The sequence below is a fragment of the Pseudomonas sp. NPDC012596 genome (assembly GCF_042902325.1).
Lineage (GTDB): Bacteria > Pseudomonadota > Gammaproteobacteria > Pseudomonadales > Pseudomonadaceae > Aquipseudomonas.
Genome location: NZ_JBIBEB010000028.1, coordinates 24,373 through 41,821, shown reverse-complemented (window position 1 = coordinate 41,821; position 17,449 = coordinate 24,373). Strand labels below are relative to the sequence as shown.

Genomic DNA, 17,449 nt, shown 5'->3' with positions numbered 1-17,449 from the left:
TGATAAGCTCGCGGCTTTACCCTGATTGCCCACATGGCGCATGAACAAGGAAATAGCATGAAACAGCATCGTTTGGCGGCTGCGGTTGCCCTGGTAGGCCTGGTACTGGCTGGCTGTGATCAACAAGCCAGCAGCCCCGAGCTGAAAACTCCGGCACAGAAAGCCTCCTACGGTATCGGCCTGAACATGGGCAAGAGCCTGGCTCAGGAAGGCATGGAAGACCTTGATTCCAAAGCCGTTGCACTCGGCATCGAAGACGCCGTGAGCAAGAAAGAACAGCGCATCAAGGACGAAGAGCTGGTAGAGGCCTTCACCTCCCTGCAAAAGCGTGCCGAAGAGCGCCTGGCCAAGGCCAGCGAAGAAGCTGCCTCTGCCGGCAAGAAATTCCTCGAAGAGAACGCCAAGAAGCCTGGCGTCGTTACCACCGCTTCGGGCCTGCAGTACGAAGTGATCAAGAAGGCTGATGGTCCTCAGCCCAAGCCTACCGACGTGGTCACTGTCCACTACGAAGGCAAGCTGACCGATGGCAAGGTATTCGACAGCTCGGTAGAGCGTGGCAGCCCGATCGACCTGCCGGTCAGCGGCGTCATCCCGGGTTGGGTTGAAGGCCTGCAACTGATGCACGTTGGCGAGAAGTACAAGCTGTTCATCCCGGCTGAACTGGCTTACGGCGCGCAGAGCCCAAGCCCGCTGATCCCGGCCAACTCGGTTCTGGTCTTCGACCTGGAGCTGATCGCCATCAAGGATCCAGCCCAGCTGCAAGGTGAAGCGCCGGAAGGCGAAGCCCCAGCTGAAGCACCTGCCAAGTAATACTGGCCGGTAACAGCACAACGCCCCGTCTCGACGGGGCGTTGTCATTTCTGCGCCCGGCACTGGGCCGAACCTCGCGGGCCTGTAAGTGTCCGAGAGAATGCAGCGTGGAGAAGCAGGACGCTTCTGACGCAAATCGTTTGCGCCATTGAAACGACTGTGTAAAAAACGCCCGATCTGACCGGGGCCCTTGCCTTGTGGGCACCTGCCGTCAGAAACTTCGCCCTGTTCACAAGGTTATCCACAATAAATGTGGATAACCTTTCCCCGTTGGAGGCTCCATGAGCGCACCCTGGAATTTCGCCCGCTTCCTGCCCTTGGCCGAGCGCCTGCTCAGCCGCGGCCGGTTGCCGGCCCTGTTGTTTGCCGTGGCCCGCAAAGGCCCGCGCCTCGGCCAGCTGCGCGAAGACATCAAGCTGCTGCAGTCGCTGTGCCTGGCCTGGTGGCGCGGCGAGTACCGTGCAATCAGCCCCAAGGCCCTGGTGACCATCGTCGCCGGCCTGTTGTACTTCGTCAGCCCAATCGATGCCATTCCGGACTGGCTGCTGGGGGTGGGCTTCCTGGATGACATTGCCGTGCTTGGCTGGGTGCTGAAGACCGTGGCCGATGAACTTGCGCGCTTCAAGGCCTGGCGTGACAGCCAGGCGCCAGAGCGCCTGCGCGTGGTCGAGCGGCTGCCCGACACCCCTGAAGCACTGCGCCTGGAGCGCAAATCGCACTGAAAGCGAGCAGATCCCCACAGACTCCCGCGCTTGGTAATATAATTGGCATAAGGATTATGCCTACGGATTACATGCCGTAATCCTACGTTAGGGGGTTGTTATGGGTATTCAGGTCATTAGCCGGGACGGTCAGCCCGAGTACGCCGTTGTTCCCTGGGAGCAGTATCAGGCGTTGCTCAAGGCGGCCGGGCAGGTGCCAGCACAAGCAGTTGCCGAAGTCGATGAACAGCGCGCGACACGCGTTGATCTGCCCGCTTTCAGTGAGGTGGCGCAGTTGCGCCAGGCCAAGGGCATCGCGCCTGAAGCACTGGCGCGCAATGTGGGTGTCAGCCCTGCGTACTTGGCCATGATCGAATCGGGCGAACGCGAGCCAGGGGACGTCATCCGCCGTGCCCTTGCCTGGCACCTGGGCGTGGCAGGCTGGAGCGAGCCGTCATGAGCCAGGTCAGGATCAGCCGACAGCATTGGCAGAGCCTGCTGGATGAGCTTGACCTGGCCCGCCGTCAACGCCACTTGCTGACTTATCGTGCGCTGATCGAGCGCCTTCAATTGCCCACGCCGGCCATGCAGACGCTGACGGCCGCGCTGGAGTACCTAGCCGTGCTGGACGCACGCGCCGAACAGCCGCTACGCAGCTCGCTGGTCATCAGCCAGGGCGCCAGCCGCTTGCCGCGTACCGGCTTCTTCGAGTGCGTGGAGCGCCTGGGGCGCTTCTCCGGGCCGGTGGATGGCATGGAGGCGGCTTCGTGGCATGCGTCGGAAGTGGTGCGGGTGTTTGAGTACCCTTATCCTGAGATTGCCTGAGCGGTTGCCGTGATTCAGGTTTCGCCAGCCGAGCGCATGTCGGTGGTTTTTCAGCGTTTATGAGATCGAGCGCCGCCCGCGCGGCGCTTCGCGGGGCAAGCCCGCTCCCACATTTGTTGCAACGTGCCATGGCCTGATAGGCCATAGTTGTTAGCCTTGGTGGCTCGACGAGTTTTTTCGGCTGGCACTGCTGCCGCCTCACCTGTCTTCAGTCATGCGCCAAGGCGGACAACCATGGCCTGACTGGAATGGCACGTTGCAACAAATGTGGGAGCGGGCTTGCCCCGCGAAGCGCCGCGCCCCAAACATCAAGCCAACCACTCCGCCGCCCCACAAACAAAAAGGGCCGAGCATTCCACATGCCCGGCCCTTCCATGTTTCACCCAACGTTCATCTGATTACTGCTTGGCCACCTTGGTGCTGGCACTGAGGTAGTCAATCAAGATGCGCCCAGTTTCGGACAGGTAAGCATCATCCTCCGGCTTGGTGTTCTCATCCTCCACCGGCAGCGCATCCTCGTCCTCTTTCTTCAGCTCTTTCAGCGGCTCTTCACCCTTGGCCTTGCGGCGGGTGTTTTCCAGGGCCAGCTGCTTGGCTTCGACCTCGTCGTGGCGAGCGCGGCGGTCCTGCTCGTTGAGGCTGACGGTCTTCTCGTCCATCAGCTTCTTGGTCAGCGCCAGGCGGTCGCGGATGTAGGTGAATTCCGCATCCTTGTCGCTGCGCGCTTCATGCTGGGCCTTGAGCTGCGTCAGGAACGGCTTGAACGGGTCTGCCGCCGGCTTGACCACCGGGCGGATGGTGTCCCACGGCATGGCCTCGGGCAGGGCGCTTTCACCGATTTCCTTGGTGTCGATGATCGACGGGTAGTCGATGTCCGGCAGCACACCCTGGTGCTGGGTGCTTTGCCCGGAAACCCGGTAGAACTTGGCCAGGGTCAGCTTCAGCTCGCCATGGTTGAGCGGCTGGATAGTCTGCACGGTACCTTTGCCGAAGGTCTGGCCGCCGATGATCAGGGCGCGGTGGTAGTCCTGCATGGCGCCTGCGAAGATCTCCGAGGCCGAAGCCGAGAGACGGTTGACCAGCAGCGCCAGCGGGCCTTTGTAGAAGGCGCCGGGGTTTTCGTCCTCGAGCACGTCGACACGGCCGTCGCTGTTGCGTACCAGCACGGTCGGGCCTTTCTCGATGAACAGGCTGGTCAGCTCGGTGGCTTCCTGCAAAGAACCGCCGCCGTTGTTGCGCAGGTCGATGACCACGCCGTCGACCTTTTCCTTCTGCAGTTCGGTCAGCAGTTTTTTCACATCACGCGTGGTGCTCTTGTACTCCGGATCGCCGGCACGGTATGCCTTGAAGTCCAGGTAGAAGGCCGGGATCTCGATGATGCCCAGCTTGTAGTCACGGCCGTCCTGCTTGAGCTTGAGCACCGACTTCTTCGCCGCCTGCTCTTCAAGTTTGACCGCTTCACGGGTGATCGAAACGATCTTGCTGGTCTGGTCGCTAGGGGCATTGCTGGCCGGAATGACTTCCAGGCGCACCACCGAGCCTTTCGGGCCACGGATCAGCTTGACCACTTCGTCCAGGCGCCAGCCGACCACGTCGACCATTTCCTTGTTGCCTTGGGCGACGCCAATGATCTTGTCGGCCGGGGCCACTTGCTTGGTCTTGGCGGCAGGGCCTGCCGGCACCAGGCGGACGATCTTGACCTGGTCGTTGTCGCTCTGCAGCACCGCGCCGATGCCTTCGAGCGACAGGCTCATGTTGATGTCGAAGTTTTCGGCATTGTCCGGCGACAGGTAATTGGTGTGCGGGTCGTAGGACTGGGCAAAGGTGTTGATGTAGGCCTGGAAGATATCTTCGGCACGGGTCTGGTCCAGGCGCGCCAGCTGGTTCTTGTAGCGCTTGGTCAGGGTTTCCTGGATCTGCTTGGGCTCTTTGCCAGCGATCTTCTGGCGCAGCACTTCGTCCTTGACGCGTTTGCGCCACAGGTCGTCGAGCTCGGCCTGGTTCTTCATCCACGGGGCATCCTTGCGGTCGATCAGCAAGGTTTCCTTGGTGGTGAAGTCGATCTTGTCGACGCCCTTGTTCAGCTCGGCCAGGGCAAAGTCCAGGCGCTGTTTGACGCGATCAAGGTAGCGTTTGTAGATGGTAAAGCCGGGCTCGAGGTTGCCGCTTTTGAGGAAGTCGTCGAACTGCGTCTTCCACTTGTCGAACTCGGCGACGTCGGCCGCAGTGAAATAGCTGCGCGCAGGGTCGAGCAGCTTGATGTAGCTGTCATAGATGATCACCGAGCGGGCGTCATCCAGTGGCGGCTTGCTGTAGTGGTGGCGCTTGAGCAGCTCCACCACATTCAGGCTGGCGACGATTTCGTCACGGTCCGGCTGTAGGCTGTCCCACTTGTTGGCGGCCGCCGCATTGCCGCCGAGCGTGAGGCTGCCGAGGCCGATAATGAGGGCCAGGGCGGTGCTAGGTAGGAAATGCTTCATGCTGATTCGACGTGGAGGCAATTGATCACGCATAGTAGGCCGTCTTTTCCGTTGCCGGTTCCATGGAGCCGGACAAATACTGCAAAAAGCCCGGGGCGAGGGTTCCCCAGGCTCAGTCATGATTCAACTATGGAGGCACTGTGAAGGCATTGCAAGGCGAAGACGGACATGTGGAGTGGGTTGAGGCGGTGCGCCCGGCCCTTGACGCCGGCCAGGTACGCATTCGAGTGGCCGCTGCGGGGCTGAACCGCGCCGACCTGTTGCAAATGAAGGGGCTGTACCCGCCACCGCCAGGCGCCAGCCCCTACATGGGCCTGGAGTGCGCCGGGGTGATCGAGGAAGTGGGGCCTGGCGCCGACTGGCGCGTGGGCGACCGGGTCTGCGCGTTGCTGGCCAGCGGAGCGATGGCCGAGGAAGTGGTGGTGGATGCCCGCCATGTGCTGCCGGTGCCCGAGGGCCTGAGCCTGCACGAAGCGGCGGCGCTGCCCGAGGTGTATGCCACGGCGTGGTTGAATATCTTCCAGTTGGGCAACCTCAAAGCGGGCGAAAAGCTGCTGGTGCACGCAGGCGCCAGTGGCGTCGGCTCGGCGGCCATTCAGCTGTGCAAGGCGTTTGGCAACCCCGTGTATGTGAGTGTTGGTTCGCAGGACCGCCTGGCGTATTGCGAGGCTTTGGGGGCTGCCGGTGGCGTGGTGCGTAACGAGAACCTCGAAGCGCTTGAAGGTTTCGGGCCGTTCGACGTGATCCTCGACCCGGTCGGTGCCAGTTACGGGGAACTCAACCTCAAGCTGCTGGCGCGTGACGGGCGTTGGGTGATCATTGGCCTGATGGGCGGGCGCAAGTTCGAGCTGGACCTGGCGCAGGTGCTGGGCAAACGCCTGGAGATCACCGGTTCCACGCTGCGCAACCGTGACGACGGGTTCAAGGCCGAGTTGTTGCGTGAGTTGCTGCAGCAGGTGTGGCCGCTGTTCGCCGAAGGGCGCTTGTCGCCGCAACTGGTGGATACCTACCCGGTGGCGTTCGCCCAGGCGGCGTATGCCGCACTTGAGAGCAACCAGGTGTCGGGCAAGCTGGTGATGGTCATCGACCCGAGCTTGGTTTAGCGCTTGAAGGCCTCATCGCCGGCAAGCCGGCTGCCACAGGAACCCCACACTATTCGAAGCGGTGGTGAACCTGTGGGAGCCGGCTTGCCGGCGATGAGGCCGGACCAGCCGCTGAAGTTTTTCAGGCCCAGCTCAGTATCGGCCACCCATTCTTCTCGGCGTGCTCACGCAACACCGCATCCGGGTTGACCACATGCGGGTGGTCCACCTTCAGCAGCAGCGGCAAGTCGTTACGCGAATCGGAATAGAAACTCGCCCCCTCCAGATTCTCCTGCTCCTGATCCAGCCATTCCAGCAAACGGGTGATCTTGCCCTCACGGTAGGTCAGCACCCCATGGGTCTTGCCGGTATACACCCCGTTCACCGCCTCCAGCTCGATCGCCAGGTATTCATCCACGCCTAGCCGCGCCGCAATCGGCCCCACCAGGTGAGTGCCGCTCGCCGAGATGATCAGGATGCGGTCGCCACGCTTGCGGTGCTCGGCAATGCAGCGGCAGGCATCGCCAAATATGATCGGCTCGATCACCTCCTCGACCCACGGCTCGACCAGGTGCTCGACTTCTTCCAGCGTGCGCCCGGCAATCGGCTCGAGGCTGAAGGCCATGTAGTCCTCCATCGCCAGGTGGCCCTTGCCGTAGGCCTCCATCAGCTCATGATCGCGGCGCAGGAAGGTCTTGCCGTCGACCCAGCCCAGCCGCGCCATCTGCTCGCTCCACAGTGACGCGCAGTCCCCGTGGATGAGGGTTTCGTCGAGGTCGAAAATTGCCAGTGCCATGTGTTGAATCTCCTTAGGCCACTTCCCGTAGCGCCGTGGGGTCGATCGACAAGGATACCCGTTGCCCGTCCGCGTGCAGGTCGGCGGATGAGCGGTTGAGCACATCGACCACCAGTTCGACGTCGCGCACCCGCACCCGGTAGCGGATCACGTTGCCCAGCAGGCTGTGGCTGCGCACCTCGCCGTCCAGTTCGCCTTGGCGGCCCAGGGTGATCGATTCCGGGCGGATTGCCAGGCGGCTGGCTACCGGGCGCTGCAACAGGCGGCTGGCGCTGTCGGGGTCGAGCAGGTTGTAGTTGCCAATGAAGCCGGCGGCAAACAGGTCCACCGGCGCGGTGTAGAGGGTTTCGGCATCGCCGCTCTGGACGATGCGCCCCTGGTTCATCAGGAAGATGCGGTCCGACAGGGTCAGCGCTTCTTCCTGGTCATGGGTGACGAAGATGGTGGTCAGCCCCAATTCCCGCTGGATGCCGCGAATCTGCTCGCGCAGGTGCTTGCGGATGCGCGCATCCAGTGCCGACAGTGGCTCGTCCAGCAGCAACAAGCGGGGGCGTGTGACCAGCGAGCGGGCCAGGGCCACGCGCTGGCACTGGCCGCCGGACAGCTGGTGCGGGTAGCGCCCCGCAAAGCTGCCCAGCTCTACCAGCTCCAGGGCCTCGCGCACTCGCGCCTGGCGCTCGTCGGCTTTCACTTTCTGCATGCGCAAGCCGAACGCGACGTTCTGCTCCACGGTCATGTTGGGGAACAGCGCGTAGCTCTGGAACACCATGCCGATCCCGCGTTTTTGCGGGCTGAGTGGCACGATGTCCTGGCCATCGAGCAGAATCTGCCCGCTGTCCACCGGGGTAAGCCCGGCGATGCAGCGCAGCAGCGTGGACTTGCCGCAGCCGGACGGGCCGAGCAGCGTGACGAACTCGCCGCGTTCGATCTGGCAGTCGATGTTCTCGAACACCTGGGTGCCGGCATAGCTCTTATGCAGTTTCTGTACGCTGACGAAGCTCATGTCAGGTCTTGTCCTTGTTCAAGCGGTTGGCGACCCAGGTCAACACCAGCACGAAGGCGAAGTACGAAATCACCAGTGCGCTGTTGAAGTGGCCGCTGCTGTTACGCATGTTGTTCAGGTACACCTGCAGGGTTTCGTAGCGGGTACCGACCAGCAGGTTGGCGAACACGAACTCGCCGAACAGGAACGAGAACGACAGCAGCAGCGCCACCATCAAGCCCTTGCGCAAGTTCGGCAGCACCACCAGGAACGCTGCCTGCCAGGTGCTGGCGCCGAGCAGCTGGGCGGCGTCCATCAGGTCGCGCAGGTTGATCGCCTGCAGGTTGTTGGTGATCGCCCGGTACATGAACGGCAGGGCGATGGTGAAGTAGCAGCCGATCAGGATCCACGGCGTGCCGACCATGGCCATCGGCCCGCTGCCGTACAGCTGCAGCAGGCCCACCGACGACACCACCGGGGGTACCGCGAACGGCAGCAGGATGAGGATGTTCATCAGCGCGTCGAGTTTGGGGAAGTGGTAGTGCACCACGAACAGCAGCGGCAGGATCAGCACCACCGACAGCAGCAGGGCGCCCATGCACACCAGCAGCGACTGGCCGAAGGCGGCCAGAAAGCGCGGTTCGCTCCACAGTGCCAGGTACCACTTCAGTGTCAGGCCGCTGGGCAGAAGGCTGGCCGACCAGCTGGTGGCCAGCGAATAGAGCAAGGTGCCAGCCAGCGGCAGCAGCAGGATCAGGAACAGCAGGTACACCACGGCGCGGTGGTATAGGCTGGCAGCGTTGGAATCAGTGCGCATGGTAGCTCCTCTTGAGCAGCCATTGATGCACCACCGTGACCACGGTCATCAGGCCCACCAGCACCATGGCCAGGGCGCTGGCCAGGTTGGGGTCAAGGCTGATGTCGCCGGCCACCAGCCCGGCGATGCGGATCGGCAGCACGTTGAAGTTGCCGGTGGTCAGTGCATACACCGTGGCATAGGCGCCCAGGGCATTGGCCAGCAGAATGACGAACGTGCCGAGCAACGCCGGGGCCAGCACCGGCAGGCCGATGTGCCGCCAGAACTGCCAGTGGTTGGCGCCGAGCAGCGCGGCCGACTCACGCCAGTCCTCGCGCAGGGCGTCGAAGGCCGGGTAGAGCAGCAGCACGCCGAGTGGGATCTGGAAGTAGGTGTATACCAGGATCAAGCCGCTTTTGGAGTAGATGCTGAAGTCCTCCAGCAGGCCGACCTGCTTGAGCAGCAGGGTCAGTGCGCCGTTGAAACCCAGCAGAATGATGAAGGCAAAGGCCAGCGGTACGCCGGCGAAGTTGCTGGTCATGTTGGCAAAGGCGCTGACGAAGTCGCGCAGGCGCGAATCCACCTGGCGCAGCGAGTAGGCGCCGAGGGTGGCGATGACGATGCCGAACAGGCTCGACCAGAAACTGATCTCCAGGCTGCGCTGCAGCGCTTGCAGGTAGAACTTCGAGGCAAACACCTTGCTGAAGTTTTCGATGCTCCAGCCGGCTTCCGATTGCACGCTGTTGATCGCCACCCAGGCCAGCGGTGCGATCTGGAAGATGACGAAGAACACGGCGAACGGCAGCAGGCAGAGCAGGGCCAGGTAGCGGCCACGGGCGCTGCGGCTGTGGGTGGTGGTCACTTGAGCAGCTCCCGGCAGACGGTCTTGTCGTGGGGCACGCCGAGCAATTCGCAGATGGTACCGCACAGTTCGGTCTGCAGCGGCTTGGCAGCAGGGTCCAGGCTGAAGGCATCGCCGAACACGAACAGCGGCACCTCGCGCTCCTCGGCCAGCAGGCCATTGTGCGAGCGGTCATTGTTCATGCCGTGGTCGGCGGTGACCAGTATCTGGTAACCCTCTTCGAGCCAGCGCGGCAGGTAGTCGGCCAGCAGGATGTCGGCGCTGCGCGCAGCGTTGCGATACTGGCTGCTGTCCAGGCCGTGGCGGTGGCCGGTGTCATCGATGCTCATCGGGTGCACCAGCAGGAAATTCGGTGCATGGCGGCGGCGCAGGTACTCGGCGTCGGCCAGCAGGTGTGAGTCGGGGTAACGGTCGTCCCAATAGAACAGGCCGTGCTGGATCGGCAGCTTGGGGGCGTGGGTATGGCGGTCGCGTTGTGGGTCGAAGGGCGAGCGGTTGTACAGTTCGCTCATCCAGTGATAGGCCGCGGCGGCGGTGCCCAGGTTGGCCTCGCGGGCGTAGTGGAACACGCTGCGCTGGTTGGACAGGCGGTTGACGTTGTTGTGCACGATGCCGCTGTCGATCGGTGGCACGCCGGTGAGGATGCACTCGTACAGCGGCCGCGACAGCGACGGCAGCTCGCATTCCACGCGGTACAGCGCGGCGCGGTCGGCTTCGACATAGGCGTGCAGGTGGCCCATGGCGTGGTGGGCGACCTGGTGGTTGAGGCCGTCGAGCAGGACCAGGATGACGTTGTGTTGCATGGTGGCTCCAGTCAATAACCGCGTTGCCTTCATCGCCGGCAAGCCGGCTCCCACAGGTACACCACAAGGCTGAAAACTGTGCTGCCTTGTGGGAGCCGGCTTGCCGGCGAAGAGGCCGGTTCAGACGCTAGAAAACTAGCCCCTTACTCCATCTCGATGATCACTTGCTCCTGCCACATTTGCGGCAGCTTCTTCGAGGTCGCTTCCCACACCTCGGCATTCTTGATCGGCTGCGCAGCACCGTACTGCTCGTTGGGCAGCAGCTTGGCCTGCACGTCGGCTGGCAGTTTCAGGTGCTCGGCGCGGATCGGCCGGGCATGCCCCTTGGCCAGGTTGATCTGCCCGGCGTCGCTGAAGATGTATTCACGTGCCAGCTTGGCCGCGTTCGGGTGCTTGGCGTACTTGTTGATGATGGTGGTGTAGCCCGAGGTGATCGACCCGTCCGACGGGATCAGCACTTCGAAGCGCTTGGGGTCGATCTGATCACGGTAGCTCAGGCCATTGAAGTCCCACACCACGCCGACTTCCACTTCGCCTTTTTCCAGGGTCTGGATGGTCGGGTTGGCCAGCGACAGGCGTTTTTGCTGGGCCAGCTTGGTGAACAGCTGCAGGCCCGGCGCGACGTTGCTCTCGTCACCTTTGTAGGCGATGGCCGCGGCCAGTACGCCGTTGGCAGCCTGGGCGGCGGTGCCGACGTCACCGATGGCGACCTTGTACTTGCCTTTTTCCAGGTCGTGCCAGGTTTTAGGGCGTTCCTCTTCCTTCACCAGGTCCTTGTTGATGATGAAGGCGATGGTGCCGGTATAGGCCAGCGCCCAGTGCCCGTCCTTGTCCTTGGCCCATTCCGGTACCTGGTCCCAGGTGCTCGGCTTGTACGGCTGGCTGACACCCTTGGTCACGGCTATCGGGCCGAAGGCTGCACCCACGTCACCGATATCGGCGCTGGCGTTGTCCTTCTCGGCCTCGAACTTTGCGATTTCCTGGGCCGAGCTCATGTCGGTGTCGCTGTGCTTGAGGCCGTACTTGCTGGCCAGGTCATCCCAGGTGCCTTTCCAGTTGGCCCAGGCATCGGGCATGCCCACGCTGTTGACGGTGCCTTCCTTGCGGGCGGCGTCTTCCAGGGCTTTGAGGTCGGTGCCGGCAGCCATGGCCGAAGTACACAGGGTGATGGCCGAGCCGAGCAGTGACGCCATGAACAACTTTTTCATCCGAAGCTCCTTGGGTGGGTGCCTTACGCGATCGTTGTTATGAGTGAAGCCTTTGCTTGGGAACCTTTGGTCTAGGTCAGCAAACCTTGCGCCAAGGTAGGCCGGTTGCATGACAGTTTGATGTAGGAGAGGGCCTGAACCGGCTGCTGGAGGTTCCTGGAAATACAGCGTAGCTCAGATCGCAAGGCCCGATTCTTCAGGGTTGGCGCGAATCTGGCAGTCATCCTGGGGAGGCCGCTCAGCGCTTTTGTCACAGGATGTTCATCAGCCCTGCCTAGGCTTGCACTATTCTCCAAGTGCCCTGTTCTGGGGCTGGACTAGTCCAGATAGGTAACCCTTGATGCAGTCGACGCCACCGCGTGCGGTAACAGCCATCTGCCATGCGTTGCAGGAGCAGATCGAGCACGGCCTGTTGGCGCCGGGCGGCAAGCTGCCGGCCGAACGCAAGCTCAGCGACGTGTTCGACACCACGCGCATCACCCTGCGTGAGGCGCTGGCGCAGCTGGAAGCCCAGGGGCTGATCTACCGTGAGGAGCGGCGCGGGTGGTTCGTCGCGCCGCAACGGCTGACCTACGACCTGATCGAGCGGAGCCACTTTCACGCGATGGTGCGGGACCAGGGGCGGGTAGCAGCCACCGAGTTGCTCTCGGCGCGCCTGCAGCCGGCGCCGGCGGCAATTTGCGCGCGTTTGCGCCTGCCGGCGCTGTCCAGCGTGGTGCAGATTTGCAGGTTGCGGCGCATCGATGGGCGGGCGGTGCTGTATGCCGAGCATTACCTCAACCCGCAGCATTTTCCGGCGATTCTCGAACAGGACCTGGCGCAGTCGCTGACCGAGATTTATGCACGGGTGTATGGCATTCGCTATGGGCAGGTGTGCTTCGAGATCTTGCCCACGGCGTTACCGGTGGACGCGGCGGCGGCACTGAGGGTGACTACGGGCAGCCCAGGGCTGCACATCACCCGGGTCAACAGTGACCAGCATGGGCATCTGATCGACTGTGACCTGGAGTATTGGCGGCATGATGCGATCCGCATCCGCGCCCATGCCGGGTAGGGCTGGGTTGCAGCCCAATCGCCGGCAAGCCGGCTCCGTACAGCGCTGCCTTTGAGAGCAGTGGGGTGCTTGTGGGAGCCGGCTTGCCGGCGATGAGGCCTTAACTGGAGGATCCAGCCTCTGCCATGCTGCCACCGCCCGCAGTCACCACCTGCACCGACAACCGCGGCGTCGCCAGGTCCAGCCCCGCTTCATCCAACTGCCGCTTCAGTGCCAGGTTGAACGCCCGCGATACTTCCCACTGCTTGATCGGCGCGGTCTTGAAGCGTGCCCGCAATATCGCCGAGCCCGACTCGAAACTCTCGACCCCCTGCAGTTCCAGCGGCGACCAGATGTTGCGGCGCATCAGCGGGTCGTTGCGCAGCTTCTGCCCCACTTCCCGGATCAGCGTGATGGCCTGGTCGATATTCATGCTATGCGGGATGGCCACGCGGAAGATCGCGTAGCCGAACTCGCGCGAGTAGTTCTTGATGCTCTTGATTTCGCTGAACGGGATGGTGTGCACGATGCCGTCGATGTCGCGCAGGCGCACGGTACGGATGGTCAGGCCCTCGACCGTGCCCAGGTGGCCGCCGACGTCGACGTAGTCGTCGATGGCCAGCGAGTCCTCGATGATGATGAACAGGCCGGTGATCAGGTCGGCTACCAGCGACTGCGCGCCAAAACCGATCGCCAGGCCGATCACACCGGCACCGGCCAGCAGCGGCGTCACGTTCATGCCCATGTTGGCCAGGGCGACGATCACCGCGATGATGAAAATCACCACGAACATCACGTTGCGGATCAACGGCATCATGGTTTGCGCACGGGCGTTGGCCAGGCCCCGGCGCGAACGCACCAGCGCGTGGTGCACGGCGGTGTCGGCGAGAATCCATACCAGCCAGGCGACAATCAGCGTGCCAGCCAGGCCCAGCAGGCGCAGGCTGACTTCATGGCCATCACCCTCGGCGAAGCTGATCATCGACTGGCCCCACACGCGCAAGCCCAGCTCGATGAACACCAGCCAGATGAACAGGTGCACCAGCACATAACCGAAGTTGCGCAGGCGTTCGGTGTACACCGCCTGGCGCTTGTTGGCGCGCTTGGGGTTGGCGGCGTGGCGGCGCACCAGGCCGTTGAGCACCATGCACACCACCACCAGCACCGTGCACATCAGCGACTGGCGCAGGGCGGTGCTGGTGTCGCCGGCCGAGACGAAGGTGGCGAACAGCGAGATTGCCACCAGGATCATCGCCGGGACGAACCAGAAGCTGCCGAGAATCTCGATGGTGTCGCTGAGCGTGCGCCGGGTCAGGCGCCGGGACAGCGGCTGGTTGCGGATAAGGTGGGCGATCGGGCGGCGAAAGCGCAGTACGAACAACCCGGTACACAGGGCGGCGATGACGTTGGCCAGGGTGGCCAGCGCGTGTGCCAGGTGCGTACCGAGGGCGACGGTCATGCGCGGGTCACTCATCGCCTCGCCAAACGCGGCGAAGCTGCCGATCAGCCACAGCGGCCGAAAAGCCTGGTGGCGCAGGATGTGCAGGGCACGGTGGCGGTGCGGGCCGTCGAGCAGCGAGAAGGCGATCACGCAGATGGCCGAGAAGCAGGTGCCCACCACCAGCGCGTAGGCCAGCACCATGGCCATCGACTTGCCCAGCGAAGAGGGCAGGGCAAAGCTCAGGTATACCGTGAACACCAGCGCCACCAGCCACGGCCCGAGCTTGCGCAGGGCGAAGCGCACCAGGTCCCAGGTGCGCGGGTGCTGGGGCAGCTCCTCGGTCAGGCCGAAGCGCACCCGAACGCGGTGGCCGATCCAATTGAAGGCATAGGCCAGCAGGCTCCACACGGCGATGATCGCGGCAAAGCCGAACAGGATCGCCGGCCATTGGTGCACCGGGACCACCAGCTCCACCAATTCGGCCTGGGCCTGCTCGAACTCCAGCGCCCAGCGGTTGAACGGGCTGGCGTCGCCGCTGAATTGTTTCTCGAAGTCATGCAGCGCGCCGCCGATCAGCCCCAGCACGCCCTGTTCGACGGTCGGTTGCGATTGCTTGGTGGCGTCGCGAAGTTTCTTCAGGTCAGCCAGCAGCTTGGCCCGTTGCTGGTCGTTTTCCAGGTTCTTGATCACCTCGTCCAGCGACTTGCCCAGCGGCTCGGTGGCCTCGGGCTGAGCGGGCGCACTGGAGCCCAGCAGGCTCGGCAGGCCCGCCGCCTGGGCCGGGGCGATGAACAGAAACAACAGCAGGGCAAGGCAACGCAGAAGGGTTGGCACCGGGAAATCTACCTCAGGTCAAACGATTGCCCGAGTGTAGAGGTTTATGTGGGCAGTTTCTCCAGGATCTTCCAGCAAGTGAGGCCGAAGATACCCAGGGTGCCGATCCACATCATCAGCACGCCGATGTTGCGCTCGCGCAGGCTGAAGCCGATGGTCAGCAGCATCAGGAACAGGAACACCGGCACGAACAGGGACAGGAAGGGGGACATGGACTGCAATCCTTTTGCGTTGGGGCCATGTACCAAGCATAGCGCGTGGCAAGCGAAGCGGGATTGATCCTGGGCAGTTGCAGTGCCTGTGCCGGCCTCTTCGCGGGGCAAGCCCGCTCCCACAGGCTCACCGCTGCATGTGGGAGCGGGCTCGTCCCGCGAAGAGGCCAGTGCTTACAACTGCAGGCTCAAGGCAATTCGCGGCAACGATAGAACGCGGTGAGCACCTTCACCAGATGCGCCAGGTCATGGCTACCGCACAGCTCACGGATCGAGTGCATGGCAAAGGTCGGCAGGCCGATGTCGACCGTGCGCACGCCCAGGTTGCTGGCGGTGATCGGGCCGATGGTCGAGCCGCAGCCCATGTCACTGCGCACCACGAAGCTTTGTACCGGCACTTCTTCGGCCATGCACAGGTGGCGGAAGAACCCGGCGGTCTCGCTGTTGGTGGCGTAGCGCTGGTTGTTGTTGACCTTGATCACCGGGCCGGCGTTGAGCTTGGGCCCGTGGTTGCCGTCGTGCTTGTCGGCGTAGTTCGGGTGCACGCCGTGGGCGTTGTCAGCCGACACCATCAGCGAGCGCTGGATGGTGCGCACAAAGGCGTCACCGTCCGGCAGCAGCCGCTGCAGCGTCTGTTCCAGCATCGGGCCGTCGGCGCCGCAAGCCGAGCAACTGCCGACTTCTTCGTGGTCGTTGCACACCAGCACGCAGGTTTCGTCACTGTCGGCGGCCAGCAGCGCTTGCAGGCCGGCGTAGCACGACAGCAGGTTGTCCAGCCGGGCACCGGCGATGAAGTCGCCGTGCAGGCCGACCTGGGCGGCGTCCTGGGTGTCGTAGAAGCTCAGTTCGTAATCCAGCACCACGTCGGCGTTCAGCTGGTGTTCGCGGGCCAGCTGTTCGGTGAGCAGGGCGCGGAAGTCGATGCGCTCGTCGCCCGCGACCTGGGCCAGGATCGGCGGCAGTTCGGTCTGCGGGTTGATCATCCAGCCTTCGTTGGCGGTGCGGTTGAGGTGGATGGCCAGGTTGGGGATGATCGCGATCGGCAGCTTGAAGTCGATCAGCTGGCTTTCGACCTTGCCATCACGGCGGAAGGTGACCCGCCCGGCCAGCGACAGATCGCGGTCGAACCACGGCGCCAGCAGGGCACCGCCGTACACCTCAACGCCCAGTTGCAGGAAGCCCTGGCGCTGCAGCTCGGGCTGCGGCTTGACCCGCAGGCACGGGCTGTCGGTGTGCGCGCCGACCATGCGAATGCCGCTCAGCAGCGGTGCCTGCTTGCCCAGCTTGATGGCGATGATGGACGAATCGTTGCGGGTGACGTAGTAGCGGCCGCCGGGCACCGTGGCCCAGCTGTCACGCTCGTCCAGGCGCTGGTAACCGGCAGCCTCGAGGCGCTGGGCCAGGCTGGCGGTGGCGTGGAAGGGCGTGGGGGAGGCCTTGAGGAAATCGATCAGGCCGGTATTCAGTGCTTCGCGCATAACTCACTCCAGACAGCAGTGGCGCGAGTTTAGCGCAGATAGATCACAAATTGTGTCGGGCCCTTCAGAAGGGCGCCGGGCACTCGAACTTCAACCTTTCGCCGCTCACCGGGTGGGTGAAACCAAGCATTGCCGCATGCAGGCACAGCCGTTCATGCGCCGCCAAGGCTTCAGGGTTGGCGTACAACCGGTCGCCCAGCAGCGGGTGGCCGATCGACAGCATGTGCACGCGCAGCTGGTGCGAACGCCCGGTGATCGGGGTCAGCTCGACCCGGCAGTAGTCGCCGCAACGTTCGATGATGCGCCAGAAGGTCAGGGCATGTTTGCCTTGCTCATGGTCCACCACATGCCGCGGCTTGGTCGGCGGGTCGTAGCGCAGCGGCAGGTCGATGCTGCCGCTGTCCAGCGCCGGTTGGCCCCAGCACAGTGCGGTGTAGGCCTTTTCGGTCTCGCGGTCATGAAACTGGCGTGACAGCTCGCGGTGGCTGTCGGCGTCGCGGGCCAGCAGGATGATGCCTGAGGTTTCCCAGTCCAAACGGTGGACGATCAACGCATCGGGGTAGCCGTTTTCCTGCAGGCGGGTGATCAGGCAGTCCTTGTTGTCGTCGGCACGGCCGGGTACCGACAGCAGCAGGGTCGGCTTGTTGACCACTAGGATGGCGGCATCTTCATGGAGGATCTGGACGTTCGACAGCGGCATTGCAGGTTCTCGGTCAAATTAACCATTGGGGCCGCTTTGCGGCCCATCGCCGGCAAGCCAGCTCCTACAGGTACAGCGCGGACCCTGTAGGAGCTGGCTTGCCGGCGATGGGCTGCAAAGCAGCCCCAATAATCAACCTAGGTCGCTGAATCAGCGATCAGGCAAGGTGATGTTCAGCTCAAGAATCGAGCAACTGCCCTGGTTTTCCAGCTCGATATGTACATCATCGCTGCCGATGTTCACATACTTGCGGATCACTTCGAGCAGCTCTTTCTGCAGCGCCGGCAGGTAGTCCGGTTCGCTGCGCTGGCCGCGCTCGTGCGCCACGATGATCTGTAGACGCTCTTTCGCTACCGACGCGCTGCTCTGTTTCTGTCTGCCACGAAAGAAGTCAAAAAGGTTCATG

The 17,449-nt window shown here is 63.3% G+C and carries 18 protein-coding genes; 6 read left to right on the top strand and 12 right to left on the bottom strand.

The window, feature by feature from the left end:
- Positions 1-57: 57 nt before the first annotated feature.
- The 4 genes from ACFY68_RS25155 (at position 58) to ACFY68_RS25140 (ending at position 2,336) form a co-directional block, all read left to right on the top strand.
- Positions 58-810 carry an FKBP-type peptidyl-prolyl cis-trans isomerase gene (locus ACFY68_RS25155; RefSeq protein WP_346615734.1) on the top strand — a complete coding sequence of 251 codons (753 nt, stop codon included), beginning with the start codon at positions 58-60 and terminating at the stop codon, positions 808-810.
- A gap of 281 nt (positions 811-1,091) precedes the next feature.
- A complete protein-coding gene (locus ACFY68_RS25150; protein WP_387533096.1) occupies positions 1,092-1,532 on the top strand; it encodes a YkvA family protein in 441 nt (146 codons plus the stop codon).
- A gap of 100 nt (positions 1,533-1,632) precedes the next feature.
- Positions 1,633-1,971, top strand: coding sequence for a helix-turn-helix transcriptional regulator (locus ACFY68_RS25145; protein WP_346615732.1), 339 nt, complete (start codon positions 1,633-1,635; stop codon positions 1,969-1,971).
- Entirely contained in the window at positions 1,968-2,336 is a 369-nt protein-coding gene (locus ACFY68_RS25140; protein ID WP_346615731.1) for a hypothetical protein, read from the top strand. The genes ACFY68_RS25145 and ACFY68_RS25140 overlap by 4 nt, the downstream gene beginning before the upstream one ends.
- 398 nt (positions 2,337-2,734) lie before the next feature.
- Here ACFY68_RS25140 and ACFY68_RS25135 read toward each other — a convergent pair whose 3' ends face one another.
- On the bottom strand, positions 2,735-4,816 hold the full coding sequence (locus tag ACFY68_RS25135) for a carboxy terminal-processing peptidase (RefSeq protein ID WP_387533092.1): 2,082 nt from the start codon (positions 4,814-4,816) through the stop codon (positions 2,735-2,737).
- A gap of 140 nt (positions 4,817-4,956) precedes the next feature.
- Between ACFY68_RS25135 and ACFY68_RS25130 the strand changes: the two genes are divergently transcribed.
- Positions 4,957-5,919 carry an NAD(P)H-quinone oxidoreductase gene (locus ACFY68_RS25130; protein ID WP_387533089.1) on the top strand — a complete coding sequence of 321 codons (963 nt, stop codon included), beginning with the start codon at positions 4,957-4,959 and terminating at the stop codon, positions 5,917-5,919.
- A 121-nt stretch (positions 5,920-6,040) separates the two neighbouring features.
- Here the strand turns inward: ACFY68_RS25130 and ACFY68_RS25125 are convergent, their stop codons facing one another.
- The 6 genes from ACFY68_RS25125 to ACFY68_RS25100 all read right to left on the bottom strand — a co-directional run bounded on the left by ACFY68_RS25125 (position 6,041) and on the right by ACFY68_RS25100 (position 11,345).
- Positions 6,041-6,694 carry an HAD family hydrolase gene (locus tag ACFY68_RS25125; protein ID WP_387533086.1) on the bottom strand — a complete coding sequence of 218 codons (654 nt, stop codon included), beginning with the start codon at positions 6,692-6,694 and terminating at the stop codon, positions 6,041-6,043.
- A 13-nt stretch (positions 6,695-6,707) separates the two neighbouring features.
- Positions 6,708-7,697, bottom strand: a complete 990-nt coding sequence (locus ACFY68_RS25120; protein ID WP_346615643.1) for an ABC transporter ATP-binding protein — start codon at positions 7,695-7,697, stop codon at positions 6,708-6,710.
- Position 7,698: 1 nt separating this feature from the next.
- The gene (locus tag ACFY68_RS25115) at positions 7,699-8,493 is read right to left on the bottom strand and encodes an ABC transporter permease (protein WP_387533083.1); all 795 of its coding nucleotides are present in this window, start codon (positions 8,491-8,493) and stop codon (positions 7,699-7,701) included.
- Positions 8,483-9,334 carry an ABC transporter permease gene (locus tag ACFY68_RS25110; RefSeq protein ID WP_387533080.1) on the bottom strand — a complete coding sequence of 284 codons (852 nt, stop codon included), beginning with the start codon at positions 9,332-9,334 and terminating at the stop codon, positions 8,483-8,485. Before ACFY68_RS25110 ends, ACFY68_RS25115 begins: the two co-directional genes overlap by 11 nt.
- Positions 9,331-10,137 (bottom strand): alkaline phosphatase family protein, encoded by an 807-nt coding sequence (locus tag ACFY68_RS25105; protein ID WP_346615646.1) that lies wholly within the window; start codon positions 10,135-10,137, stop codon positions 9,331-9,333. The genes ACFY68_RS25110 and ACFY68_RS25105 overlap by 4 nt, the downstream gene beginning before the upstream one ends.
- 143 nt (positions 10,138-10,280) lie before the next feature.
- Positions 10,281-11,345: an ABC transporter substrate-binding protein gene (locus ACFY68_RS25100; protein WP_387533077.1), complete on the bottom strand. Its 1,065-nt coding sequence runs from the start codon at positions 11,343-11,345 to the stop codon at positions 10,281-10,283.
- 340 nt (positions 11,346-11,685) lie between these two features.
- Between ACFY68_RS25100 and ACFY68_RS25095 the strand changes: the two genes are divergently transcribed.
- A complete protein-coding gene (locus tag ACFY68_RS25095; RefSeq protein ID WP_387533074.1) occupies positions 11,686-12,399 on the top strand; it encodes a UTRA domain-containing protein in 714 nt (237 codons plus the stop codon).
- A 100-nt stretch (positions 12,400-12,499) separates the two neighbouring features.
- Here the strand turns inward: ACFY68_RS25095 and ACFY68_RS25090 are convergent, their stop codons facing one another.
- The 5 genes from ACFY68_RS25090 to minE form a co-directional block, all read right to left on the bottom strand.
- Positions 12,500-14,653 (bottom strand): mechanosensitive ion channel family protein, encoded by a 2,154-nt coding sequence (locus tag ACFY68_RS25090; RefSeq protein ID WP_387533071.1) that lies wholly within the window; start codon positions 14,651-14,653, stop codon positions 12,500-12,502.
- Positions 14,654-14,697: 44 nt separating this feature from the next.
- On the bottom strand, positions 14,698-14,865 hold the full coding sequence (locus tag ACFY68_RS25085; protein WP_011532728.1) for a hypothetical protein: 168 nt from the start codon (positions 14,863-14,865) through the stop codon (positions 14,698-14,700).
- Between the two features lie 188 nt (positions 14,866-15,053).
- A complete protein-coding gene (locus ACFY68_RS25080; protein WP_387533067.1) occupies positions 15,054-16,343 on the bottom strand; it encodes a M18 family aminopeptidase in 1,290 nt (429 codons plus the stop codon).
- 64 nt (positions 16,344-16,407) lie between these two features.
- Positions 16,408-17,043 carry an RluA family pseudouridine synthase gene (locus ACFY68_RS25075; protein ID WP_346615651.1) on the bottom strand — a complete coding sequence of 212 codons (636 nt, stop codon included), beginning with the start codon at positions 17,041-17,043 and terminating at the stop codon, positions 16,408-16,410.
- A gap of 150 nt (positions 17,044-17,193) precedes the next feature.
- Positions 17,194-17,448 carry a cell division topological specificity factor MinE gene (gene minE, locus ACFY68_RS25070; protein WP_043206650.1) on the bottom strand — a complete coding sequence of 85 codons (255 nt, stop codon included), beginning with the start codon at positions 17,446-17,448 and terminating at the stop codon, positions 17,194-17,196.
- Between the last annotated feature and the right edge of the window lies 1 nt (position 17,449).